The organism is Serratia sp. 2880STDY5682894, from assembly GCF_001537385.1.
Taxonomy (GTDB): Bacteria; Pseudomonadota; Gammaproteobacteria; order Enterobacterales; family Enterobacteriaceae; genus Serratia; species Serratia nevei.
Genome location: NZ_FCJA01000001.1, coordinates 953,304 through 978,216 on the forward strand (window position 1 = coordinate 953,304; position 24,913 = coordinate 978,216).

Genomic DNA, 24,913 nt, shown 5'->3' on the forward strand with positions numbered 1-24,913 from the left:
CAACCCTTTGTTTAATCAACGAGATAAGCCGCATAAGGTCTATTAATCCCACCTTTTGAAGAGTAATCTTCCGCTCCCTGAACGTCCGATTTGCCTCCTCCGTGTAAAGATTGATCGACTTTTATCCCGCGTATAAATGTTGTAAACATGTTGCACAAAGGTGGCGTTATTGCACTACCTTACTAAAGCCGGGCCAACCGGATAAATGTATAAAAAAGAGCCACTTCAGAGCTCGCGACTTCACTAATGACAGGTAAAACAGGACATCATCAGATGGTAGATCACTCTAAAATAGCGACTGACGCGACGCCCGCTTCAGAAGATCATCTACGGCGAAACCTCACTAACCGACATATTCAACTGATCGCCATCGGCGGCGCCATCGGCACCGGTCTGTTTATGGGCTCAGGTAAAACCATCAGCCTGGCCGGCCCTTCGATCATCTTCGTGTACATGATCATCGGCTTTATGCTGTTCTTCGTGATGCGCGCCATGGGCGAGCTGCTGCTGTCCAATCTGGAATACAAATCGTTCAGCGATTTCGCTGCAGATCTGCTCGGCCCGTGGGCCGGTTTCTTCACCGGCTGGACCTACTGGTTCTGCTGGGTGGTCACCGGCATCGCCGACGTCGTAGCGATTACCGCCTACGCCCAGTTCTGGTTCCCCGGGCTGTCGCAATGGATCGCTTCGCTGCTGTGCGTACTGTTGCTGCTCGGCCTTAACCTGGCGACGGTGAAGATGTTCGGCGAAATGGAATTCTGGTTTGCGATGATCAAAATCGTCGCCATCGTCGGACTGATCGTCGCCGGGCTGGTGATGATCGCCATGCAGTTCCAGTCGCCGACCGGCACCGTGGCCTCATTCACCCATCTGTGGAATGACGGCGGCATGTTCCCGAAAGGCATCAGCGGCTTCTTCGCCGGCTTCCAGATTGCGGTATTCGCCTTCGTCGGCATTGAGCTGGTGGGCACCACCGCCGCAGAAACCAAGGATCCGGAGAAATCGCTGCCGCGCGCCATCAACTCGATTCCGATCCGCATCATCATGTTCTATGTGTTCGCCCTGATCGTCATCATGTCGGTGACGCCGTGGAGCTCCGTGGTGCCGGACAAGAGCCCGTTCGTTGAACTGTTCGTGCTGATCGGCCTGCCTGCCGCGGCTAGCGTGATCAACTTCGTGGTGCTGACCTCCGCCGCCTCCTCCGCCAACAGCGGCGTGTTCTCCACCAGCCGCATGCTGTTCGGGCTGGCGCAGGAAGGCGACGCGCCAAAATCGTTCGCCAATCTGTCCAAGCGCGCGGTGCCGGCCAACGGCCTCACCTTCTCCTGCATCTGCCTGCTGGGCGGCGTGGTGCTGATTTACCTGATCCCGAACGTGATGACGGTCTTCACCCTGGTGACCACCGTATCGGCGATTCTGTTCATGTTCGTCTGGACCATCATCCTGTGCTCGTATCTGGTCTACCGTAAACAGCGCCCGGCGCTGCACCAGAAATCGATCTACAAGATGCCGGCCGGCAAACTGATGTGCTGGGTATGCATGGCGTTCTTCGTGTTCGTGCTGGTGCTGCTGTCGCTGCGCGAAGACACCCGCCAGGCGTTGATCGTCACCCCGCTGTGGTTCATCGTGCTCGGCCTGTCTTACGTGTTCCTGCGCAAGAAGAAAACCGCATGATGCAAAAAGGGGCGGATATCTCCGCCCCTTTTTTCCTTCTAAGCCTCCGCGCTAATCCGCTTCCGTCGCCACCGCCGCTTTATCCTTGCGCCGCACGCGCAGCTCGCTGACCACCACCCCAATCACGATCAACGCGCCCCCCAATAACGCCACGCCCGGCAAACGCTCGCCGGCCAACCGCCCGACGATGCCCGCCCAGACCGGTTCGCCGGCGTAAATCACCGTGGCCCGCGTCGGCGAAACGCTGCGCTGTGCCCAGTTCATGGTCAGCTGAATCAAGGCGCTGGCCAGCCCCAGCCCAATGGCGCTGTACAGCAGATAATCCGAATACGGCGGCGGTGACTCGCCGGTCGGCGCCATCATTAAAAATGAGGTCAGCGAGGCGGTCGCCAGCTGCACGATGGTCACCCGGCGGATATTCACCTTACCGGCGAAGGCGCCGATCAGAATGATCTCTGCCGCCATCCCCAGGGTGCCGGCCAGCGTCAGAATTTCGCCGAGGCTCAGCGTCATGTCGGTGCTGCTCGGCGCCGCCAGCAGCATCAGGCCGGTAAAGGCCAGCAGAATGCCGATCCACGACATGATGCCGGGGAACCGCCCCAGCACCAGCCATTGCAACAGTGGCACGATCGGCACGTACATGGCGGTGATAAACGCCGATTGGCTGCTGGTGATGGTCTGCAGGCCGACGGTTTGCATACTGTAACCAAACATAATCGCCAGCCCAATCAGCCCGCCCGCCTTCAGTTCATACAGGGTCAGGCCGCGCAACACGCGCAGCGAAAACAGGGTCAGCGCCAGCGTCGCGGTGGCGAAACGCAGGCCGACGAAAAAGAACGGCCCGCTGACCTGCATCGCGTGATGCACCGCCAAAAAGGTGCCGCCCCAGATCATGGTGATGAAAATCAACACCGCTTCCGGCAGCCTGATTTGCGGAACCACGGCGGAAATAAAGGATTTTTTTGCTGCTGACACCGGCTTGCCCTTCCTGCTGAGTGCAATATAATGCACAGATCCTGCCAGTATGAGATAAAGTCCGGCGATGAGCAATACGGCGCATAACGCAAAAACCGATCCCCCCAAGGTGCTGCAGTACCTGAGCAGCAATCTGCGCGGCTACCGCCAACAGGCGGGCCTGAGCCAAATGGCGCTGGCCGAGCTTTCCGGCGTCAGCCGCCGCATGTTGGCGGGCATCGAGGCCGGCGATCGCAACGTCAGCCTGGCGGTGCTCGACAAGATCGCCGCCGCCCTGGCGATTTCCTTTACCGACCTGATCCAGGCGCCGGAGGCACGCGGCAGCCATATGGTCGGGGAATTGGCCTGGCAAGGCGCGCAGCCGGGCAGCCAGGCGCTGTTCGCCGCCAGCGTACCGGCGCGGCAGCGGGCCGAGCTGTGGGAATGGACGCTGATGCCGGGCGAGCGCTATGACTCTGCGCCGGACGCCGAAGGCTGGAGCGAAATGATCTACGTGATTGCCGGTACCCTGACGCTGGAGCTGGAACAAGATACGCTGACGCTCACCGCCGGCGCCGCGCAAACCTTCAACAGCAATCAACGCTACGCTTACGCCAACCACGGCGACCTGCCCCTGCGTTTTATCCGCAACGTCGCCTTCTGACCGCCCGCCGGCCCGCACCGGCGGCGGATGTCGTGTCGCTGTCGTGCCGCTGTCGTGGCGCCGCCACCCCGCTCGCCCTACACTGAATGACAGTGACAGCGAACTCAGGAGTGCACCATGCAAAAGTACCGCATCAGGCTATTACGTCTGGAAAAAGGCTGGTCGCAGGAGCAGCTGGCGACGATCGCCGGCCTCAGCACTCGCACCGTCCAGCGGATTGAAAACGGTGAACAGGCCAGCCTGGAAACCTTGACCGCGATCGCTGCCGCGCTGGGCGTGCAGGTCAGCGATCTCAATGCGCAGCCGCAACAGGCAATAGAGGAGGAGACGCCTGACGAACAGCGCATTCGTCGCCAGGTCGCGGCAGAAGGCAAACTGCTGAGCATGGCGGTGCGTTTCGCCGTGATTGGTGTGATGTTGTTCGCCATCAACTGGTTTACCCATCCGCAATATCTCTGGTCGCTGTGGGCGATCGGCGGCATGAGCCTCGCGCTGGTCATGCGGGCGGTGCGTACCCTGCTGCTGCGCAATGTCTTCAGCCGCTGGCAGGAACAGCGGCTGGCGCACAAGCTGCGGCGCTTGCCCTGAATCCGCCATTCGACAAAACCAAATTCGTCATTCGCTTCTATGCTTATCAAGGGTTTTTGTTAATCATCTGAGCGGGGGTACGGAACATGACGAAAGTGTTGGTGCTTTATTACTCAATGTACGGCCATATCGAACACCTGGCGCAGGCGGTGGCCGAAGGCGCGAATCGGGTTAACGGCGTGGACGTGACGATTAAACGCGTGCCGGAAACCATGACGCCGGAGGCCTTTGCCAAAGCAGGTGGCAAACAACATCAGCAGGCGCCGGTCGCCAGCCCGCAGGAGCTGGCGGACTATGACGGCATTATCTTCGGCACGCCGACCCGCTTCGGCAATATGGCCGGGCAGATGCGCACCTTCCTCGATCAGACCGGCGGCCTGTGGGCTTCCGGCGCGTTGTACGGCAAGGTAGGCAGCGTCTTCTCTTCCACCGGCACCGGCGGCGGCCAGGAACACACCATCAGTTCCACCTGGACCACGCTGGCGCACCACGGTTTCATCATCGTGCCGATCGGCTATGCCACGCCAGAGCTGTTTGACGTTTCGCAGGTACGCGGCGGCACCCCGTATGGCGCCACCACCATCGCCGGCGCCGACGGTTCGCGGCAACCGAGCAACGAAGAGTTGACCATTGCCCGCTATCAGGGCGAGCACGTGGCAAAAATCACCGCCAAGCTGAAAAGTTAAGCACCCTCCTGCGCCTGTGATTCAAAGGGCCGCGCATTCGCACGGCCCCATCTTGTTGCCGACCCGCCGCAAGGTTAGAATGCCCCTCCCCCGGCCATTCAGCGTCTGAAGGCCAGGCCCGAATTCGTTCTGCCCGTCGCTTGTCAGCCTTAGGCGCGAGGACGGGCGTTCTGTTTTTTGCGCACAGCGAAGGGAATAAGTCAGTGTCTAAAGATTTTGATGAACTAATAAGAGACATGGATCTTATTATTGAAAATGTAGACAGCTTCAAGGCTCTGGCTCCGCGCGCGCCCGAGCCGGCTCCGGCCCCGCCGCCGCCGGTTCATCACTACGATTCGTTCTGCGAGAACATCGCGCTGAAAGTGGTCTTGAAGGTGCTGCTGTCTTCGGTGGACAAGATAGTCAAAGTGCAAATCGCCAACAAAGTCGAGCAAGAGATCGCCCAGATTGAACAGCAGGTGGTGCGCGCCGGCGGCGGCCCGGTGTCGCCGGACGATCTGGCGCAAATGACGCACTATGTGCGCCGCACGGTCAACGACCTGCTGGAATAACGTCTCCCCGGCAGGCTCACCGGCCATATTTATTCGGCGATATGAATTTTTACGCTATTTTTATATCGCCTGCTTTATGCTTGATACACTTCAATAAATTGACACATTGTCGGCAGGTATTCCGAGCAACAGCATGGTCAGAACCAAACAAATCCTGGTCGTCATTCATCTTTGCAGCTTTTTGGTCCTTCTTTACAGCCTTTCGATGATCCCGCCCCTGCTGATGGGCCTGTTGTATAAAGAAAAAAGCGCCTTCTCATTCTTCTATACCCTGGTGGTGGCCGCCACGCTCGGCGGATTGGGCTGGTTCAGCACCCGCCAGTCGAAAGTGCAGTTGCGCACTCAGGACGGCTTTCTGATCATCGTGATGTTTTGGCTGCTGTTTTCCGCGATCAGCGCCCTGCCGCTGTGGCTGGATGATACGCTGAACGTCCGGCTGGTCGACGCGATGTTTGAGGGAGTCTCCGGCATCACCACCACCGGCGCCTCGGTGCTGAATGACGTCTCGAACGTGCCCAAATCGGTCCTCTACTACCGTTCCCAGCTCAATTTTATCGGCGGCCTCGGGGTTATCGTGTTGGCGGTGGCCGTGCTGCCGCTGCTGGGCATCGGCGGCGCCAAACTTTACCAGTCGGAAATGCCCGGCCCGTTCAAGGAGGAACGCCTGACGCCACGCCTGGCCGATACCTCGAAAAACCTGTGGTTGATCTACCTTGGGCTGGGGTTGGCCTGTACCGTCGCCTTTCGTCTGGCGGGCATGCCGTGGTTCGATGCGTTATGCCACGGTATTTCCACCGTTTCGCTCGGCGGATTTTCCACCCGCAACGAGAGCCTGGGGTACTACGACAGTTCGGCGGTGGAAATGGTCGGCGGCATTTTCTCTATTCTGGCGGCGGTGAACTTCACGCTCTATTTCGTGGCCGTCGGCCGCCGCAGCCTGAAACCGCTGTACCGCAGCCCCGAGCTGCGCTTTTTCCTGTTGATTCTGGCCATCGTCGTGGCGATCGTGTGTATCGAGCTATACCGTTCAGGCATGTACGGCGCCAAAGACGCCTTCGTGCACGGCTTTTTCCTCACCAGCTCGATGATGACCGACAACGGCCTGGCGATTGCCGATTACACCCGGATCCCGTCCCATACCATCATGCTGCTGCTGGCGGCGAGTTTCTTCGGCGGCTGCGTCGGCTCCACCTGCGGCGGCATTAAAGCACTGCGTTTTCTGATCATGTACAAGCAAAGCCGGCTCGAGATCAACCAGCTGGTGCATCCCAACGCCATGTATACCATCAAGGTCGGCAATGCACCGATCCAGGATCGAACGCTGCGCTCCGTTTGGAGCTTCTTCTTTCTCTATGTACTGTTCACCTGCTTGTTTATCTGGCTGCTGAATCTGATGGGCTATGATCTGGTCACCGCCTTCGCCACCGTCGCCGCCTGCATCAACAATATGGGGCTGGGGTACGGAGAAACCGCCGCCGGTTTCGGCACGTTGAACGATGCGGCGAAATGGCTGATGTGCGCCGCCATGCTGCTCGGCCGCCTCGAGATCTATCCGATGCTGATCCTTTGTTCACGCGCATTTTGGCGTTTTTGATCGGCCAAGCGGCGTGTAAGGCGCCGTTCCGCTCTGCTAACGCTGACACATTCGCAACATGAATATGTTGCATTGTTGTATTCGTTTCACTGCGATAAGTTTAATTCACTGTAAATATATACAGTATTTTTTAACTTATTGAGGATATGAATATGCGCTTTAACAACAAGATGTTGGCCCTGGCCGCCCTGCTGTTCGCCGTACAGGCGTCGGCCGACACGCTCGAATCCATCGACAACTGCGCGGTCGGCTGCCCGACCGGCGGCAGCAGCAACGTGTCGATCGTGCGTCATGCTTATACGTTGAACAACAACAGCACCACCAAGTTCGCCAACTGGGTGGCCTATCACATCACCAAAGACACGCCGGCCAGCGGCAAGACGCGCAACTGGAAAACCGACCCGGCGCTCAATCCGGCGGATACCCTGGCGCCCGCCGATTACACCGGTGCCAATGCGGCGTTGAAGGTCGATCGCGGCCATCAGGCGCCGTTGGCCTCGCTGGCGGGCGTTTCCGACTGGGAATCGCTGAACTACCTGTCCAACATCACGCCGCAAAAGTCCGATCTTAACCAGGGCGCCTGGGCGCGGCTGGAAGATCAGGAACGCAAGCTGATCGATCGCGCCGATATCTCCTCGGTCTATACCGTGACCGGGCCACTGTATGAACGCGATATGGGCAAACTGCCGGGCACCCAGAAAGCGCACACCATCCCCAGCGCCTACTGGAAGGTGATTTTCATCAACAACAGCCCGGCGGTAAACCACTATGCCGCCTTCCTGTTCGATCAAAACACGCCGAAGGGCGCCGATTTCTGCCAATTCCGCGTGACGGTGGACGAGATCGAGAAGCGTACCGGCCTGATCATCTGGGCCGGTCTGCCGGACGACGTACAGGCCTCGCTGAAGAGCAAGCCCGGCGTCCTGCCGGAATTGATGGGCTGCAAAAACTGACGAAAAAACCCGCCGAGGCGGGTTTATTTTTCATCCGGGCGCCGGCGGTTTATTCCGTCAGCGCCTTTTGCGCGGCGGCCAACTCACGCTGCCGGGGCGACGCCACCGCGTGATCGCGCGCCAACAGTGTGTACACCGTCGGCAGCACGAACAGGGTAAACAGCGTGCCCACCAGCATGCCGGACACGATCACCAGCCCCAGACCGAAGCGGCTGGCGGCACCGGCGCCGCTGGCGAACAGCAGCGGGATCAAGCCGAACACCATCGCCCCGGTGGTCATCAGCACCGGCCGCAGGCGAATTTGCGCCGCCTGCAAAATCGCGGCGCGCCGCGTCAACCCCTGATGCATCTGCAGTTCGTTGGCGAACTCCACCATCAGAATACCGTGCTTGCTAATCAGCCCTATCAGGGTCACCAGCCCGACCTGGGTATAAATATTCATCGTGGCGTAACCCAGCGCCAGCGGCAATAAGGCGCCGCAGATCGACAGCGGCACGGTGATGAGGATGATCAGCGGATCCTTCAGGCTCTCATACTGCGCCGCCAGCACCAGGTAGATGATCACCAACGCCGCCAGGAACGCGAATGCCAGCGCGCTGCCTTCCTGGGTATATTGGCGCGAATCCCCCTGCCAGTCGTGGCTAAATTCGGCCGGCAGCGCATTGGCCTGCCGCTCGAGGAAGGCGACCGCTTCGCCCATCGAAACGCCGGGGGCGGGGATGGCCTGCAGTGTGGCGGCGTTCTGCTGGTTAAACTGGGTCAGCTTGTTCGGCTCGACCTTAACGGCCACCGACACCACGGTGGAGAGCGGCACCAGCGTATTGTCCTGCGTGCGAACGTACTGCCGCGCCAGCGCCTGCGGCGTCAGCCGCTGTTCACGCAGGCTCTGCGGGATCACGTCATAGGCGCGCCCGTCCATGCCGAAGCGGTTGAGGTAGTTCTCCCCCACCAGCACCGCCAGCGATTCGCCGATGTCGCTCATGCGTATCCCGAGGCTGTTGGCCTTGGCGCGGTCGATATGCACCTCCGCCAGCGGGTTGTTGTAGTCCAGATCGCTGTCCACCACCATAAACAGGCCGCTGTTTCTGGCATTCTGCTTCACCTCTTCCAGGGTGCGATACAGCTGCGGGTAGTCCTGCGGCGTGCGCAGCACCATCTGCACCGGCAGCCCGCCGGTGGAGCCCGGCAGCGCGGGCAGTTGGAAGGCGAAAATGCTGGTGCCTTCGACGTCGTTCACCGCCCGTTGCAGATCGGCCTGCACCGCTGACGCCGAGCGCTGGCGCGCCTGCCACAGCGTCAGGTTGATGCCGCCGATGCCGGACGCGGTGCCGTCGCTGCCGTTGATGATCCAGCGGCTTTCGGTTTCCGGCATGCGGTTGTAAACCTCGTCCAGCTTGTACGCAAAACGCTCGACATAGTTCAGGTTGGCGTGCTGTGGCGCCTTGATGGCGGTCAGTACGATGGCCTGATCCTCGGTCGGCGCCAGCTCGCGCTGCGGCATCAGGTACAGCAGCGGCAGGCTGATCATCACCAGCAGCGCCAGCGCGCCGGTCACCCAACGGTGGTGCAGCGAGAAATCCAGCGCGCGCGCATAGCGCCGCGTCAGGCCGCCGAAGAACCACTCGGCGGCGCGCGCCACGCGCCTTTCGCTCTGTTTGGCCGGCAGTAGAAGAGAACTCATTACCGGCGACAGCGTCAGCGCCACCACGCCGGACACCACCACCGCGCCGGCCAGCGTCAGCGCGAACTCGCGAAACAGCGCGCCGGTCAGCCCGCCCATCAGGCCGATCGGCGCGTAGACCGCCGCCAGCGTCAGGGTCATGGCGATCACCGGCCCCGCCACTTCGCGCGCGCCGATCATCGCCGCCGCCAGCGGCGTTTTCCCCTCTTCGATATGGCGATGCACGTTCTCCACCACCACGATGGCGTCGTCCACCACCAGACCGATCGCCAAAACCATCGCCAGCAGCGTCAGCAAATTGACGCTGAAGCCGAAGGCCAGCATCAGCCCGGCAGCGCCAAGGATCGACAGCGGAATGGTCACCACCGGGATCAGCACGGTGCGCAGCGACCCCAGACACAGGTAGATCACCGCCACCACGATCGCCAGCGCTTCGAGCAGGGTATGCACCACTTCATCGATCGAGGCCTGGATAAAGCGTGCGGTTTCGAACGCCAGCGCCATCTTCACGCCCGGCGGCTGCATCTTGTCAATTGCCGGCATCAGGTGACGAATGCCGTCGACGATCACCAGCGGGTTGCCGGTCGGCGTGGGGAAGACGCCGAGAAACACCGCCGGTTCGCCATCCATCAGCGCGCTGGTTTCCGTGGCTGCGGCGCCCAGCTCCACGGTGCCGACGTCTTTCAGGCGCACCAGGCCGTTGCCGTCGTTGCGCACCACCAGATTACGGAACTCCTCCACGCTGGTGAGATCGGTATTCACCCGCACGTTGGCAACCACATACTGCCCTTTCACCTTGCCCGGCGCCGCCTGGTAATTGTTGCGCCGCACCGCGTCGGCCACGTCGGCGGCGGTCAGGCCGCGGCCGGCCAGCCGATCGCTGTCCAGCCACAGGCGCATCGCCATTTTTTGCCCGCCGAACACTTCCACCTTGGCGACGCCGTCGATAGTGGTGAACATCGGCTCCACCACCCGCGTCAGGTATTCGCTCAGCGCCGGCGTGGACAGCGTTTTACTGGAAAAGCCGACATAGGCGACGGCGGTAGCTTCACCGGCGGAGCGCTCAATCACCGGATCGTAAGCCTGCTCCGGCAGCTTGTAGCGCACCTGGTTGACCTTGGCCATCACTTCAGTCAAGGCCTGGGTCGAATCGCGGTTCAGCGCCATGCGCACCGTCACCACGCTGCGCCCCTGCACCGACGAGGATGAAAGGTAGTCAACGCCCTCGACGGACGACACCGCCTGGGCGATCGGCTGCGTGACAAAGCCCTGCATCAGCTCGGACGACGCACCGGGATAGTCGGTGCTGATGGTGATGGTGGAGTTTTCCAACAGCGGGTATTGACGGATCGGCAGTTGGCTGAGCGCCAGCGCGCCGAACAGCAGGATCAGGGTGCTGACCACCAGCGCCAGCACCGGCCGGCGCACGAACAGATCGGTAAATGTCATCGGTCTCTCCTCAAGAACCAGCCTGGGCGGCGTTCAACGTATCCTGCGCCACCGGCTCGGCCGCCATGCCGTCGCTCAGCTTGAGCTGGCCCGAGGTCACCACCCGATCGCCTTCCTGCAGGCCGCTGACGATCTCGACGCGCCCGTCGTTGCGCTCACCCACGGCGACCGAAACGCGTTTGACCGTCATGCCCTTTTCACCCTGCTGTGCCAGGAACACGGTATCGCCGTAGGCCGTGTAGTTCAGCGCCGTTTCCGGCACCGTCAACACCGCCACGCGCTGCTGCTGCGTGACGCGAATGCCGGCGTACATGCCGGCCTTCAGCAACCCCTGGCGGTTGGTCAACGTCGCCTGCACCTGCACGGTGCGGGATTTGCCGATCATCGGGTCGATAGCGGTAATGGCGGCAGGGAAAGCGCGATCGGGATACGCCCCAACCTGCACCGACACCGCCTGCCCCAGCGCCAGCCCGGCGCTGCTTTGTTCGTCCAGCGAGAAGTTGACGCGCAGCGTATCGGCGTCCACCAGGTTCGCCACCGCGTCGGCGGCGTTGAGGTATTGCCCTTCATGCACGCGGCGAATGCCGATGGTGCCGGCGAACGGCGCGCGGATCGCCTTTTGCGCGATTTTGGCCTGCGTTTCCTGCACCGCACCGAGCGCCATATCCCGTTCGGCCAGCGCATCGTCCAGCTGTTGCCGCGCGGTGGCGTTGAGGTTCATCAGCTTGCGCATGCGCGCCAACAGCAGATCGGCATTGCGCAATTGCGCCTGCAGGCGCACCAGCTCAGCCTGCTCGACCGCATCGTTGAGCTGCACCAGCAGTTGCCCCTGCCGCACCGTTTGGCCGGATTCGAACAGAATGCGCGTGATGCGGCCGCTGGTCTCCGCCGCCACAACCACCTGGCTGGCCGCCTCCAGCTCGCCCACGCCGGCGTAACTGCGCGCCGCCTGTTCACGCAGGGCGGGCGCCAGCGCCACTTTCACCGGCGGATAGGCCGGCGCGCCTTCGTTTTGCCGCGCGGTGGATCGCATCGCAACGGTGGCGACGGCGAGCGCCGCCAGCAGCGCGGCAATAATGAGGTTTCGTTTCATCATGTAACGGTTTCTTCCTGATTTTACAGCCAAAGCCATCCTTCCCCCGACGCAGCGCAGGCAGGTGACGAGAGATGCCGGTTGCCAAGCCCGGCTGGCTGCACTATAAAACCTCAGGTTAACTTGAGGTCAAGCTGAGGAACGTGGAATGGCAAGAAATGAACCGATTGACACCTATCGGCTATTGACCGTGGGGGAAGTGGCGAAGCGCAGCGGCGTGGCTGTATCCGCGCTGCACTTTTACGAAAGCAAGGGGCTGATTCAGGCCACGCGCAACGCCGGTAACCAGCGCCGCTACACGCCGGTGGTGTTGCGCTACATCGCGGTGATCAAAATCGCGCAAAACGCGGGCATTCCGCTGGAGGAGATCCGCGCCACGCTGGGCCGCTTTCCTGCCGGCAGCAAGCTGACCGCCGAACAATGGGGAATTTTGTCCTCCGCCTGGCGCAAAACGCTGGATGAGCGCATTCAGCGGCTGACGGTGCTGCGCGACCATCTCGACAGCTGCATCGGCTGCGGCTGCCTGTCGCTCACCGACTGCCCGCTGCGCAACCCAAACGATATTTTGGGCCAACAGGGCGCCGGCGCGCATATTTTCGAACGCCCAGACTAACACGGGTGAACAGGTGCTTTCCCTGCGGCCCAACGCCCCCTGTGGGATAGCGATTAAACTCGCTCATCCGCGGCCAAAATGAACTGATGAAAACGTTCAATCTCCAGCTTACGCATGGCATTCATTTTATGTTGGCTGACGGTTTTCTCAGAAATGCCTAATGCTTTGGCAATACGAGTATTGGGTTTTCCCGCCAACAACATGGCCAATACCGAAATCTCTCTCGACGACAGACGCTGCCCTTTGGCGCTTGCAACAAACGACGTGATGGCCTCCGTGAACGCGACCAACCCGATGTTTTTTTTTAGGCAATTAAAATTCGACAGGCGCGGCGTTTCCACACCGGTCAGCACGATAGCATGGTCAGGTCTGTCTATAATATGCGACAAAAAATTCATGATCCGGCAGATAGAAGAAAAAGAAACAATAACTATATCCGCATGACAATAAACGGCATGCATTCTACCACCGGCGGGTGAATAGAGATTAATGACCTCAATACCCTCAAAAGGCATCAAGAGCTGCGACATCCCATAAAATAAATAGTAATCGTCGGAAAAAATAGCCACTTGCATAGATTCATTCCGTTGCCATTCGTGATGGGCCATTTTTTAGACAGCCCATGAAAGCGATGTTAGTTAATCGGTGTTGGTTAACTTACTTCAGAGAAGTACATAATGAGCTCAACAACCCGGACAACGATGAAAGGTAAAAATCATCCAGATACATAACACCTTCTTCACTGTATTTTACATTATTCTCTAAAATTTCATGAATACCCTCTACCGCACCTACGGCATCCTTCCAGACGACACGCTGGCCAAATGGCGAAATACCTAGATATTGCGCATTCTGGCGGAATCCAACGACGAAATCGTGCAGTATATCGAGAATGATCAGCACCTCCCCCCTACTTATACTCTGTTTTAATTGGACTTTATCAAAAAATACGCGAAGTGTGTTCTGTAAGGAAAAGAGGTTTTTGAACACCCCTCCGGCGATGTCCTTCGGTGTTTTCACACTGGTTGATATGACAAAAGGAAGTTCACCGTGCTGCGAAATATATTGATAGAGTCCATTTATCGCCGTCGTCGGTTTAATATCCAAACCGCGAAGAATTACGTCAACCTCATCTTTTAGCGACTTTTCCACCTTAACACCGATCTGGATTTGTTCCGTCATACAGTTCATCCTCAACATAGAGATCCTGATTAAACACCAATATTATTCAAATAATAATATTTGCCATCAATTACCATGTTAAGATTTTTCTTATTCACATCAACCTGTTTTTTATTATTAAAAATAACAGAAGATTTATTTATATATAATATTAAGCGTGGCGGATGTGTTAATCGTCCCGCTGCTCAGGGTAACCTTGTCGTAAGGATAATAATAGGCCGCCATGCCGATGGAAAATTGCGCATCTAACGCATTACCGACGCCAACATGAAATAATGATGTCGCCGAGCCTTGTACCGTGCTGGAAAGCGCTAACATAACGGGCGTATCCGGTGTTTTAGCATTCACCAGACGAATACCTACACCTCTCGCCGCCCCAGCACTCTTGTCAATCAAAACTGAATTATCCGATGACAGCAGGTTGTTGCTGGATAAAAACATATTGATATCACGATCGGTCGTGCCGTCGCTTTGTCGATTCTGACAGCTGAAATTGAGCGTAAAAGGCGTCAGCCCATTTTGCGCGCCCTGAGTTATCTGGGACACTCCCAGCGTCGGCAGTTTCACCGCCAAGCCGGCGTTGTCGAAAGAACAGGTCGTCATTTTAGGCGCATATTTGATAGTCATCGGCTGCCCGTACATGTCACGCTGATCGTAAGGCCAGTTGAAACCGTTGAGCAGCCAGGTCAAAATCTTCAGCAACTGCTTGGCCGGCCATAAAATGATCTCCAGCAACGACATTCCGCTCAGATCGGTCACGAACATCACGTCTTTAAGGCTGACGGTATCGCCGGGTATCGATGTGCCTGTCTTGCTGACCAGACTGAAGCGAATATTCATCGGCTCATTCAATTCCGAGGCGTTGTGCGTTCCCCAGCCACTGAGTTTCTTGTTAGCGACATCGTTGATTATCTCTGCTCGCACCCAATACTTTCCATTACTGAACCCCAGAATGGTCGCTTTCGAGCTGTCGGTTGACAGGATCCGGGTATAGCCGAATTCGCTGCTTGAGGTTGAACAGCTAAATGAACCACTGTATTGCGTATAAAAACTGCCTTCCCAGACCGGTGTCTTGGCGCTGAGCTTATCTGACAAGTCGACGTAGATAGGCGGCGCATATTGGATGCCGTTGCCGTAACATGAAGCGTAACTGTAACCGCTGAACACTAAGGACAGCGTCAGTGCGAGTATCCTGAGCATGGTGTAATTATCCTTTTATCGACAAATGTTGGCTGCGCTGTCCATCGAGATTTGCGGGCGTTCAATCTTGCAGATACCGTCATTCAGCCTGACTTCCAGCGACGTGGGTTGCTGTTCCACACGCAGATACAGGACGCTGGCCTGCCCGACGAAGCCAATGGCATGCCCGCTTTGATCCGCCACCTCCGCACCAAATGGCAAGGGCACATCGCCACGTTTAAGGGCGCGAAGCGTATAAGGCCGACGCTGATCGGTTTCGAATCTCAAATAGTTGACGGCGCCGGCATAAGGCACGCTGTTGGCGATATTGCCGACGATCTCCGCCCCGGAGCTATTGCCGGAATCCGACAACGTTACGGAGTTTTGCCGGTAAGGCGTCGCGTACGGCACCAAAGCCAATCCCTCGTCGTTAGTGACAATACTTTCGTCACCGTTCACCATCAGCCCTTTGGCTTTAGGCGCCTCCACCACCATCATGGTGTTACCCATTTCGTTTGACGCCAGCAAATGCCAAGGGATCGCCACCAGACTACCGCGGGCGCTCATACCCAATTGTCGATAGTCAGAGGATTCGCTGTAGGAGCCGCCGACGGTCGTCGCGTTGGCGCGATAGGCTGCATTTACACTCGCCATGCTGTTGCCACCGCTTTGATTACTGCCGGCAAGCGCATAACTCAGTCGGTTCGATTCCAGCGCATTACCGCTCAGGCTCAGCGTGCTTTGTTGATAATGTGAATCGGTAGCCGACAAGCCGGTGCTGAGATAGGCATTATTGTCAAATATCGACAGCGGCACGCTCAGCGAAAGATAAAATCGCGTCTCCTCTTTTCGATCGGAGTTTCTTACCCTGCTGGCGGAAACGTTATAGCTGATACGTTCAAAGGCGTTTGAATACCCCAGTTGATATTCCCGGCTTTTATTCGTATCCGACCAGTAATCACGCTGGGTACCGGAAAAATACAGCGTTCCCCATCCCTCACCGAGCCGCTGATTAAGGTTCAGATTGAAGGTATTGCGCGGACGAGCGGCGCGAACGGCATCCCAGGTATTCAAATCCAGCGGTGCAAGTTCATCGTCATCTTGGCTGTTCCAGTAGTCGTGGAAGCGTTTGTCGCGTTCTCGGTAACCTTGATGGGTATAGATGGCATCGTTGAAACTGTAATAACCTTTAGTCGAATAACGGTAAGCGGCCAGCGTGAAGTTGGTCGCGGTGGCATCCAGAAATTTGCTGTAGGCAATGCGGAAACTCTGCCCATCCTCTGTGCGATCCTGCAAAGACGTCGAGGCTTGAGTCACATCGACGGATACCGCGCCGATCGGCAAGTTCCAGCCACTGCCGAGCAGCCAGGCGCGGTAATCCTCACTGAGGATCGTGCCGGCATAACCGGTGACCAGATTATTGAATCCATACTGCAGCGTGCCCTGAACGAAAGCAGGAGAGTAGTCGGTATTTGCCTGATTGACTTTACCGGCAACCAGGCCGTATTTGCTGACGCCCTGCTTCAACATATTGGGTACGGCGGAAAACGGCACGGTAAAGGACTGCTCTCGCCCGTTAGCTTCCTTGACCACCACCAGCAGATCACCCGCGGAGCCGGTAGGCAAGATGTTGTCCAACGTAAAGGCGCCCGGCGGGACGTTCTCCTGATAGATAAGGTTGCCATTTTGTAGCACTTTCACCAAGGCGTTGCTCTGTGCGACACCCCGCACTATCGGAGAAAACCCCTGCTGTGAATTGGGTCGCATATTCATGTCAGACGCTAAGGCGCCGCCCCGAACCCGGATAGAGTCGAACAAATCGCCCGGCGAGTAAAAATCGCCCATGGTCAAGTTTGATTTGATGGCAGCGAAGCCACGCTGCACATAGCGAGTATTATTTTGCCAATCGCTACCTTGCCGAGAACTGCTACGGAAATTGCTGCTGTCTCTGAATTGCCAGCCCGCAAGGTTGAATCCAGACTCCAGGCCGGTATAAAAATCGTCCGCAGACGCTTGATCGCCCTGCAACGATTGCACGTGGTAATAGGTCGCGTTATAAGCCAACAACAGCGCCGGTACGCCACGATCCCAAAATTTGGCATCAACATAGCCGGCTTCTGCGCGAATGACTCGCGACTGGGGCACCGTCAACTTCAGGCTAAGCGTTGCCACTTCAAAATCGAAACGCCCCCCTTGCACCAACTTATCAATGGGAATAAGGTCGTTGTCCGCAACGGCGGGCAATGCGTCCAGATCGATGCCCAATAAAGCGGCATCGCGACCGGCAATGCGGATATCGCCTTGGTGCTCGCCGAACAGCAACGAGAATCGGCCTTTCCAGCTTTGGTTGACATAAACGTCGACAGTCTGGGTTCCCGCCGGCATATCATTGTTGAGGTAAAAGCGCGACAGGTCTGACTCGCGGGATGCCCCTGCCAATAAAGAGGTGTCAAATTTCATTGCCGATGCTTTATTCGGCGAGATGAATGCAGATACGGTCAGTATCGAAAGCAATTTTATTTTAAGCTTCATTGCTATTCTTCACGTTAGCGGGCAGTAATGGCTTTGGATTTATAAGCCCCCAGGTCATCGATATACAGCAGGGTATAAGGGACGTTTCGGCTCACTCCAGACTTCGTCGCGGCAAATAGACTGGAAAATGGCGCGACCATCACTGAATCGACCAACAGATTTTTCTTGCCCTTCTGATCAACATTGGCCAACGTAAAAAAATAAGGGCTTTTGTTGATAACCTTAAATCCCGCTCCTGCCGCCTGTAACTCAATAAAATCCGTAATGGCATTAGCGTTGCTGCTTAACCCTGCCGGACGATAAAATAACTTGATACGCGATTTTATGGCTAACTGCAGCGTATTGACCCCCTGCAAATTCTCCGGCGTAGGTGGAATATCTAACACATTCAAATAAAATACAGACTCACGATCGCCAGGAAGCGTGGCACCCATTTTCTGTATGCGCAATTGCTGGCCATTATTTCCAGCCACTTTCACCACCGGTGGAGATAACAAGAACGGTACGTTTGCCGTCTCAGGCGTCGAGTTTATATCACCGTCATCAATCCATGCCTGCACGAGCGCCGGATCGTTACCGTTGTTCACCAACTGAACGATAACATCTTTGTTTTTTTCGGGATAAATAACACGTGTTCCATTAATTACAATATTGGCATCGGCGAAAAAGCTGCTGAAAAATAGCCCAACAAAGATTAAGCATTGTTTCATAGTCACCTCAGAAGCCAGGCCTCTGGCACAGGCCTGGCTTAATTGCGATTACAGGTAAGAAATGGTGTAAGTCACGTTGGAGCTCAATTCCCCTACTTTCGCCGCAGTCACATTGGTCTTGTAGTAATAGACGTCCAGCGTCAGCGTTTCGGCATCTGGCGCCGTTTTATCGCCTTTGATCTTGGTGACATAAGGTACGTTCAACGGAATCGGCGTGGATGAACCCGGCTCGGCAAGAGAGAAACCGACGTTTTTCGCTACGGCGGCGTCGCTTTCATTAACAGAGCTGTTTAACAGATATTTTCCGTCGGTAGAGATATTATTCGCCGAAGAGAAGTAGATCTTCAGCTTCGAATCCGCTTCCGATGCCGCCGGCTTACAGCCGGAGAACGTCAATGAGAAAGTTTTCTTGTTTTTGGGTATTGGCCCGACGACGGTGCCCGCATCAGTGACGGAAATAGGGCTGAGCGCAACGGTAAAGTCAGCGCTTTTTCCACCGTTGATGGTACAAGTGGTATCCGTCACGGCACCGCTAAACGAAATAACGCCACCGGCAGAATTATCTGCCGCCGTTGCGCTCACAGAAGTTAACGCGGCAGCCAATACCGCCAAAGAGATACCTTGCTTAATCATAATAAACTCCATTACTTTCTTCGCTGAAAGAGCATATATAAAACGACCTATACCATTAAACCGTTCAGAGGCTAACGAAGCTTAGACAATAGCAGAGCATTGACAGCATCCTGCCATCTCAAAGTTTATATTTGAAGGTATATGCTTATATATATCCAAGTGTATTTAAAAATATATCCAGCAATGGGAAAAATCTCATTCATCGCCAGACGCAGAACATATTAATTCCAAAGGCAAAAAGATTGCAACATCGAATCAAATAATTTTCACAACAATAAAAAAATGAATCAGGCAATAGATGGGAAGCTACGCATCATAAAAGAGTGGGCATGGTATGCATGCATACTACTCAGGTTAAATGAGTACACCCATTTTTTCATGAAGTATGATGTGAGATAAAAACAAAAAACCATTGAAAATAAAAAGAAAAATACACAGGAGAAAATCTTAAATTTCTTAATTAACCCTCTTAGCGCCCACGCAGGGTTAGCTTATTTCTACCTTAAAAATTATCTGACCTACCGATATAGGAGTAGGACAAAAACGCGATACCATCTACGTTTGGATATCTATACATATCAAGAATAATCCCCATTATTTCCCTCTATCAGCCGATGAGGCTAAACGCGTCAGACTGAAATATATCTTTTGTTATAAATACAAAGCCATCTTTGAAGTATATTTTTTAATATACCGAGAGATAAATCACGCCAATAAAACGCTATAGGGGCTGATCAATGCTGGGTAGAGAAAAACTCAGAAAGAGAAAGGGCAGGAATAAAAAACCCGAACGCACTGGCTCGGGTTTATAGAAAGACAGACATTCGACGCTCAGAGCTGTTTTTCAGCCCGAACGATGCCATGGTTTTTCATCACCTCTTCCATGGTGAGGTTCTCATCATACGGCTTATCGTCCACCACGACGTCTTGCGGGCGCACATAGGGTTTGGTCGCGCGTTTGAACATCCACCACCACACGAACACCAGGAAAGCGCCGGACTTCAAAAATATCATGGTCCATAGGGCGACTTGATACCAGTTCATCTCTGTCTCCATAAGAGCATTAAGCGAAATTGATAAGGTGGCGTTGATTATCACCCCGGCGGCGCCTGGCAGCAGCAGGCATCCGGGCAGCCAACCTTGATGACCGCATAATCTCACCGATGCGTGGCCCTTATCAATAGCCGATCGCGTTTCCTGCAAAAGCGCCCCAGTTTCTGAGCACGCAAAAGCAAAAAACCCCGTGCTCAGAGAGCACGGGGTCAGAATGTATGGCGGAGGAGCAGAGATTCGAACTCTGGAACGGTTTCCCGTCGACGGTTTTCAAGACCGTTGCCTTCAGCCACTCGGCCACCCCTCCGCAACGACGCGCACTATAAACAGACCTCATTCGCTTGTAAAGCCCAAGCGCGTTCAACCGCGCGAAAAATCGGCGAAGGCGCAGCAAACGGCGAACAAACGCGCACCTCCCCCCCGCTGTTGCCGTAATGATAACTAAGGGTAAAGATTGGTAAACAAACTTTAATCAAGCGCTTGCGCTGCCTATTATCGGGATTATTTTGTGATGGCTTGATAAGAGAGAGCATTATGGACCGCATTGTCGTCTCATCTTCTTCGCGCGACTCGCTGCTCAGCACGCATAAAGTCCTGCGCAACACCTATTTCCTGTTATCCCTGACCCTGGCCTTCTCAGCCCTGACCGCAACCGCCAGCACGATGCTGGGTCTGCCGGCTCCGGGTCTGCTGCTGATGCTGGTCGGTTTCTATGGCCTGATGTTCCTGACCCATAAACTGGCCAACAGCCCGGCGGGCATTCTGGCGGCGTTCGCGCTGACCGGTTTCATGGGATACGCCCTTGGCCCAATCCTCAGCTCGTTCCTGAACGCCGGCGCGGGCGACCTGATCATGCTGGCGCTGGGCGGTACCGCAGCCGTCTTCTTCTGCTGCTCGGCGTACGTGCTGACCACCCGTAAAGACATGTCGTTCCTGTCCGGCATGATGATGGCCGGTTTTGTGGTGCTGCTGGTGGCGGTGATCGCCAACCTGTTCCTGCAGATCCCTGCCCTGCACCTGGCTATCAGCGCGCTGTTCATCCTGTTCTCCGCCGGCGCGATCCTGTGGGAAACCAGCAACATCATTCACGGCGGCGAGACCAACTACATTCGCGCCACCGTTAGCCTGTACGTGTCGCTCTACAACATGTTCATCAGCCTGTTGAGCATTCTGGGCTTCGCCCGCAGCAACTGATCGCACGTTACGCATGCCTTCCTGGCCCCGCTCCGGCGGGGCTTTGTTTTTTGCGGCCGAAAAAATTTGCTAAACTGACGGCCGTTCCGAATTATCCGTTATCGAGGCAGTATGTTGGAGTTTGAAGGTCGGGTTATCGACACTGACGCGCAGGGCTATCTGAAAAACAGCGCCGACTGGCATGAAGGGCTGGCGCCACTGCTGGCGGCACAGGAAGAGATCGTGCTCACCGAAGCACACTGGGAAGTGGTGCGCTTCGTGCGTGACTTCTATCAGGAATTTAACACCTCACCGGCGATTCGCATGCTGGTCAAGGCCATGGCGCAAAAATACGGCGAAGAAAAAGGCAACAGCCGCTATCTGTATCGCCTGTTCCCGAAGGGGCCGGCTAAACAAGCCACCAAGATCGCCGGATTGCCGAAACCGGTAAAATGCATCTGACCGCTCCGCCCGCAGCGCCGCTGCAGATGGGCATTCAATAGCGAATGCCAAACCCGGCGTAATCGACCACGCCCTGTGGCTCCACCAGCACGCGTTCGACGCGCGCGCTGCGCGGGCCGCCCTGTTTCAACCACGCCACCAGCTTGTCCACCTGCGCCTGCGTGCCGCAGGCCACCACCTGAACGCTGCCATCATCAAGGTTGCGCGCATAGCCGGTCACCCCCAGCGCCTCGGCCTGCCGCTGTGTGGAATAGCGGAACCCGACCCCCTGCACCACGCCATACACATACGCAGCTATGCAAACTTGTGTCATAATCGCCCCCTTATTCAGTTTTCGTTATGGCATTGCCGTGCTTTTGCACCGCCGTGTCACTCTTTTTCTCCTAGCTGGCAGCATTATTAATTATGACCGTACGCCTGTTTCTCGCCAAAGGACGTGAAAAGTCCTTACTCCGTCGCCACCCTTGGGTGTTCTCCGGCGCCGTTCAACGCGTTGAGGGCAAAGCCCACTCCGGTGAAACCATCGATATTCTCGACAGCCAGGGAAAATGGCTGGCGCGCGGCGCCTATTCGCCCGAGTCGCAGATCCGCGCACGCGTCTGGACCTTCCAGCCAGATGAAGAGATTAACATCGATTTCTTCATCCGCCGCCTGCAGCAAGCGCAAAGCTGGCGCGATTGGGTCGCGCAGCGCGACGGTCTGGACGGATACCGCCTGATCGCCGGCGAGTCCGACGGCCTGCCGGGCATCACTATCGATCGTTTCCAGAATTTCCTGGTGCTGCAGCTGCTGTCCACCGGTGCCGAATACCAGCGCCCGGCCCTGCTTTCCGCCCTGCAACATTGCTACCCGGAATGTTCGATCTACGATCGCTCCGACGTTGCGGTGCGCAAAAAAGAAGGCCTGCCGCTGGCACAGGGCCCGGTGCTGGGCGATCTGCCCCCGGAACTGCTGCCGATCACCGAACACGGCATGAAGCTGCTGGTGGATATTCAGCAGGGGCACAAGACCGGTTTCTACCTCGACCAGCGCGACAGCCGCCTGGCGGCGCGCAATTACTCCGCCGGCCGTCGGGTGCTGAACTGCTTCTCCTACACCGGCGCCTTCGCCGTTTCCGCTCTGATGGGCGGCTGCGCGCAGGTGATCAGCGTGGATACCTCGCAGGCGGCGCTGGATATCGCCCGGCAGAACGTCGAGCTCAACAAGCTGGATCTGAGCAAAGCGGAGTTCGTCCGCGATGACGTGTTCCAGCTGCTGCGCAACTACCGCACCCAGGGCGAGAAATTCGATCTGATCATCATGGATCCGCCGAAGTTCGTCGAGAACAAAAACCAGCTGGCTAGCGCCTGCCGCGGCTACAAAGACATCAACATGCTGGCGCTGCAGCTGCTGAATCCGGGCGGCATTCTGCTCAGCTTCTCCTGCTCCGGCCTGATGCCGACCGACCTGTTCCAGAAAATTTTGGCCGACGCCGCTGTAGATGCCGGACGTGATGTACAATTTATAGAGCAGTTCCGGCAGGCTGCCGATCACCCGGTGATCGCCACGTATCCTGAGGGGCTGTACCTGAAAGGATTCGCTTGTCGGGTGATGTAACTTGAAATGCGCTGCCTTGCCCCCATATATGAGCAAGGCATTGTTTCTCAGGAGGTCATCATGATTGCCAGCAAATTCGGTATCGGACAACAGGTTAGGCATAAACTGCTGGGGTATTTGGGTGTCGTGATCGATATCGACCCGGAATACTCTTTGGAACAACCCAAAGCTGACGAGATAGCGGCGAACGATGAACTGCGTTCCGCCCCTTGGTACCACGTGGTGATGGAAGACGAGGAAGGCCAACCGGTACACACCTATCTGGCGGAAGCGCAGCTGGATAGCGAAGCCCAGGAGGCACACCCCGAGCAACCATCGCTGGATGAACTGGCGGAATCCATCCGCCACCAGCTACAGGCGCCACGCTTGCGCAATTGACCGCGCCAAGACCTGAGAAACCCGAGAGGGCCTGGCATCGCGCCAGGCCCTTTTTATTCAACGCTCCAGCCCCAAACGCGGAATGTCGATTTTCGGACAGCGATCCATCACCACGCGCAGCCCGGCCTGTTGCGCCAGCTCCGCCGCCTGATCGTTAATCACGCCAATCTGCAGCCACAGCGCCTTGGCGCCGATCGCTATCGCCTCTTGCGCCACGCCGTAAGCCGCCTCCGAATTGCGAAACACGTCAACCATATCCACCGGCTGCGGTATAGCGGCCAGCGTAGCGTAAACCGGCTGCCCCAGCAGCGTCTGCCCCGCCAGTTTTGGGCTGACCGGGATCACCTGGTAGCCTTGCGCCAACAGATATGCCATCACCCCATAGCTGGGCCGCGACGGGTTATCGCTGGCACCGACCAGCGCGATAGTTTTCACCTGCTGCAACAGCTCGATAATCTCTTGATCTTGCATCTTTCAACTCCCGTTTATCACTCCACCACTCTCCGCTTCGAGTGTAACCGATCGGCACCCGCTCGGCTAAACGCAACGCGAGGGAAACTTCAGCACAATCTTATGGTCAGAGGCTGTCGCGGTTCAGCTGCCCATGGTCGTGTCTAATCGCGATAAAATATGTAAAAATGTGAACATAACGCCCGATTGAAAAATTTTGACACAACCTGTGCCGTGTTCAACACTTAGAGCTACGTCACTTTATAAGGAGATAATGATGAAATTTGGTCTGGTGGTTGCGGCGTTGCTCAGCATCAGCATGCCTGCCGCGGCTACGACCCTGAAACTCTCCCCGGACATCGACCTGCTGGTGGTCGACGGCAAGAAAATGACAGGTTCGTTGTTAAAAGGCGCCGACAGTCTTGAACTGGATGGCGGACAGCACCAGCTGCTGTTTAAAGTGACCAAAAACGTCCGCGCCGGCCAGCATACGCAGGCCTATGCTTCCCTGCCGCTGGTTGCCTCCTTCAATACGCAAAAGATCAGCCAGGTGGCGATCGAACTGCCGCGCATCGAGAACGATCGCGATGCGCAACGCTTTGACAAGACGTTGAATTATCTGGTGGTCGATAAAGACGGCAACGCCCTGCCGTTCCGGCATGACGTGCTGCATCCCGACAGCGTCACCTTCAATGCCGATTTGGAAAAGGTGATGACAGATTACAACCGCCAGAATCGCTCCGCCTCCGTCGCGGCCTTCGTTCAGGCGAACGCCGATAATCCCTCAACGCCCTCGCTGGCCGGCACGCCGCTGAACGCTCCAACGGTCACGCTGAAAGGGGAAAACGTGTCGGAACAGATGCTGCAATATTGGTTCCAGCAAGCCGACAAGGAAACACAGAAGCGTTTTCTGCGGTGGGCCAATAAACAACCGGTTCGCTGATACTTCCCGGCGTCTTTCCCCGCAAAGGCGCCTTTTCTTCGCATTTTCAAGCGCAAACGCTAGGCAGTGAAAAACAGTTTCAGTAATCTGTCGCACATCCCCGATTAGCGAAGGACACCGAG

The 24,913-nt window shown here is 56.6% G+C and carries 25 protein-coding genes and 1 tRNA gene; 13 read left to right on the top strand and 13 right to left on the bottom strand.

Annotated elements, in window-relative coordinates:
* Positions 1–273 precede the first annotated feature (273 nt).
* The gene (cycA, locus tag AWX27_RS04580; protein WP_060419626.1) at positions 274–1,674 is read left to right on the top strand and encodes a D-serine/D-alanine/glycine transporter; all 1,401 of its coding nucleotides are present in this window, start codon (positions 274–276) and stop codon (positions 1,672–1,674) included.
* 51 nt (positions 1,675–1,725) lie between these two features.
* Here the strand turns inward: cycA and AWX27_RS04585 are convergent, their stop codons facing one another.
* Positions 1,726–2,649, bottom strand: a complete 924-nt coding sequence (locus AWX27_RS04585; RefSeq protein WP_049201628.1) for a DMT family transporter — start codon at positions 2,647–2,649, stop codon at positions 1,726–1,728.
* Positions 2,650–2,716: 67 nt separating this feature from the next.
* Between AWX27_RS04585 and AWX27_RS04590 the strand changes: the two genes are divergently transcribed.
* The 6 genes from AWX27_RS04590 (at position 2,717) to AWX27_RS04615 (ending at position 7,664) form a co-directional block, all read left to right on the top strand.
* Positions 2,717–3,292 carry a helix-turn-helix domain-containing protein gene (locus AWX27_RS04590; protein ID WP_060419627.1) on the top strand — a complete coding sequence of 192 codons (576 nt, stop codon included), beginning with the start codon at positions 2,717–2,719 and terminating at the stop codon, positions 3,290–3,292.
* A 117-nt stretch (positions 3,293–3,409) separates the two neighbouring features.
* The gene (locus AWX27_RS04595) at positions 3,410–3,880 is read left to right on the top strand and encodes a helix-turn-helix domain-containing protein (RefSeq protein ID WP_060419628.1); all 471 of its coding nucleotides are present in this window, start codon (positions 3,410–3,412) and stop codon (positions 3,878–3,880) included.
* Between the two features lie 86 nt (positions 3,881–3,966).
* The gene (gene wrbA / locus AWX27_RS04600; protein ID WP_049201633.1) at positions 3,967–4,566 is read left to right on the top strand and encodes an NAD(P)H:quinone oxidoreductase; all 600 of its coding nucleotides are present in this window, start codon (positions 3,967–3,969) and stop codon (positions 4,564–4,566) included.
* Between the two features lie 236 nt (positions 4,567–4,802).
* Entirely contained in the window at positions 4,803–5,117 is a 315-nt protein-coding gene (locus AWX27_RS04605; RefSeq protein ID WP_016928271.1) for a hypothetical protein, read from the top strand.
* 133 nt (positions 5,118–5,250) lie between these two features.
* A complete protein-coding gene (locus tag AWX27_RS04610) occupies positions 5,251–6,711 on the top strand; it encodes a TrkH family potassium uptake protein (RefSeq protein WP_060419630.1) in 1,461 nt (486 codons plus the stop codon).
* A 152-nt stretch (positions 6,712–6,863) separates the two neighbouring features.
* Positions 6,864–7,664 (top strand): DNA/RNA non-specific endonuclease, encoded by an 801-nt coding sequence (locus tag AWX27_RS04615; protein WP_038875289.1) that lies wholly within the window; start codon positions 6,864–6,866, stop codon positions 7,662–7,664.
* A 49-nt stretch (positions 7,665–7,713) separates the two neighbouring features.
* Here AWX27_RS04615 and AWX27_RS04620 read toward each other — a convergent pair whose 3' ends face one another.
* Complete coding sequence (locus tag AWX27_RS04620; protein WP_060419632.1) at positions 7,714–10,794, bottom strand: MexW/MexI family multidrug efflux RND transporter permease subunit; 3,081 nt, start codon at positions 10,792–10,794, stop codon at positions 7,714–7,716.
* A 10-nt stretch (positions 10,795–10,804) separates the two neighbouring features.
* A complete protein-coding gene (locus AWX27_RS04625) occupies positions 10,805–11,890 on the bottom strand; it encodes an efflux RND transporter periplasmic adaptor subunit (protein ID WP_060419634.1) in 1,086 nt (361 codons plus the stop codon).
* Between the two features lie 145 nt (positions 11,891–12,035).
* On the opposite strand from AWX27_RS04625, the gene soxR reads away from it, so the two are divergent.
* Complete coding sequence (soxR, locus tag AWX27_RS04630; protein WP_060419636.1) at positions 12,036–12,500, top strand: redox-sensitive transcriptional activator SoxR; 465 nt, start codon at positions 12,036–12,038, stop codon at positions 12,498–12,500.
* A 53-nt stretch (positions 12,501–12,553) separates the two neighbouring features.
* On the opposite strand, the gene AWX27_RS04635 is transcribed toward soxR, so the two are convergent.
* The 8 genes from AWX27_RS04635 to AWX27_RS04670 form a co-directional block, all read right to left on the bottom strand.
* Positions 12,554–13,075 carry a helix-turn-helix domain-containing protein gene (locus tag AWX27_RS04635; RefSeq protein WP_060419637.1) on the bottom strand — a complete coding sequence of 174 codons (522 nt, stop codon included), beginning with the start codon at positions 13,073–13,075 and terminating at the stop codon, positions 12,554–12,556.
* Positions 13,076–13,157: 82 nt separating this feature from the next.
* Positions 13,158–13,682, bottom strand: a complete 525-nt coding sequence (locus AWX27_RS04640) for a hypothetical protein (protein WP_139159299.1) — start codon at positions 13,680–13,682, stop codon at positions 13,158–13,160.
* A 135-nt stretch (positions 13,683–13,817) separates the two neighbouring features.
* Positions 13,818–14,882 carry a fimbrial protein gene (locus tag AWX27_RS04645; protein ID WP_060419641.1) on the bottom strand — a complete coding sequence of 355 codons (1,065 nt, stop codon included), beginning with the start codon at positions 14,880–14,882 and terminating at the stop codon, positions 13,818–13,820.
* A 15-nt stretch (positions 14,883–14,897) separates the two neighbouring features.
* On the bottom strand, positions 14,898–17,393 hold the full coding sequence (locus tag AWX27_RS04650; RefSeq protein WP_060419643.1) for a fimbria/pilus outer membrane usher protein: 2,496 nt from the start codon (positions 17,391–17,393) through the stop codon (positions 14,898–14,900).
* A 14-nt stretch (positions 17,394–17,407) separates the two neighbouring features.
* On the bottom strand, positions 17,408–18,103 hold the full coding sequence (locus tag AWX27_RS04655; protein WP_060419645.1) for a fimbrial biogenesis chaperone: 696 nt from the start codon (positions 18,101–18,103) through the stop codon (positions 17,408–17,410).
* A 48-nt stretch (positions 18,104–18,151) separates the two neighbouring features.
* The gene (locus AWX27_RS04660; protein WP_369803984.1) at positions 18,152–18,748 is read right to left on the bottom strand and encodes a fimbrial protein; all 597 of its coding nucleotides are present in this window, start codon (positions 18,746–18,748) and stop codon (positions 18,152–18,154) included.
* An 819-nt stretch (positions 18,749–19,567) separates the two neighbouring features.
* The gene (locus tag AWX27_RS04665) at positions 19,568–19,780 is read right to left on the bottom strand and encodes a hypothetical protein (protein WP_060419649.1); all 213 of its coding nucleotides are present in this window, start codon (positions 19,778–19,780) and stop codon (positions 19,568–19,570) included.
* A gap of 228 nt (positions 19,781–20,008) precedes the next feature.
* Positions 20,009–20,096: transfer RNA gene (locus AWX27_RS04670), tRNA-Ser, on the bottom strand.
* Between the two features lie 227 nt (positions 20,097–20,323).
* On the opposite strand from AWX27_RS04670, the gene yccA reads away from it, so the two are divergent.
* Positions 20,324–20,983, top strand: a complete 660-nt coding sequence (gene yccA, locus AWX27_RS04675; RefSeq protein WP_004928091.1) for an FtsH protease modulator YccA — start codon at positions 20,324–20,326, stop codon at positions 20,981–20,983.
* A gap of 111 nt (positions 20,984–21,094) precedes the next feature.
* The gene (gene tusE / locus AWX27_RS04680) at positions 21,095–21,424 is read left to right on the top strand and encodes a sulfurtransferase TusE (protein WP_033642601.1); all 330 of its coding nucleotides are present in this window, start codon (positions 21,095–21,097) and stop codon (positions 21,422–21,424) included.
* A gap of 34 nt (positions 21,425–21,458) precedes the next feature.
* Here tusE and yccX read toward each other — a convergent pair whose 3' ends face one another.
* Complete coding sequence (gene yccX, locus AWX27_RS04685) at positions 21,459–21,737, bottom strand: acylphosphatase (protein ID WP_060419652.1); 279 nt, start codon at positions 21,735–21,737, stop codon at positions 21,459–21,461.
* A gap of 92 nt (positions 21,738–21,829) precedes the next feature.
* On the opposite strand from yccX, the gene rlmI reads away from it, so the two are divergent.
* Both rlmI and hspQ read left to right on the top strand, forming a co-directional pair.
* Positions 21,830–23,020, top strand: coding sequence for a 23S rRNA (cytosine(1962)-C(5))-methyltransferase RlmI (gene rlmI, locus AWX27_RS04690; RefSeq protein WP_060419655.1), 1,191 nt, complete (start codon positions 21,830–21,832; stop codon positions 23,018–23,020).
* A 60-nt stretch (positions 23,021–23,080) separates the two neighbouring features.
* Positions 23,081–23,398 (top strand): heat shock protein HspQ, encoded by a 318-nt coding sequence (gene hspQ, locus AWX27_RS04695; protein ID WP_033637900.1) that lies wholly within the window; start codon positions 23,081–23,083, stop codon positions 23,396–23,398.
* A 57-nt stretch (positions 23,399–23,455) separates the two neighbouring features.
* Here hspQ and AWX27_RS04700 read toward each other — a convergent pair whose 3' ends face one another.
* Positions 23,456–23,869, bottom strand: coding sequence for a CoA-binding protein (locus tag AWX27_RS04700; RefSeq protein WP_060419657.1), 414 nt, complete (start codon positions 23,867–23,869; stop codon positions 23,456–23,458).
* A 256-nt stretch (positions 23,870–24,125) separates the two neighbouring features.
* On the opposite strand from AWX27_RS04700, the gene AWX27_RS04705 reads away from it, so the two are divergent.
* Positions 24,126–24,791, top strand: a complete 666-nt coding sequence (locus AWX27_RS04705) for a DUF2057 family protein (RefSeq protein WP_060419659.1) — start codon at positions 24,126–24,128, stop codon at positions 24,789–24,791.
* Positions 24,792–24,913 lie beyond the last annotated feature (122 nt).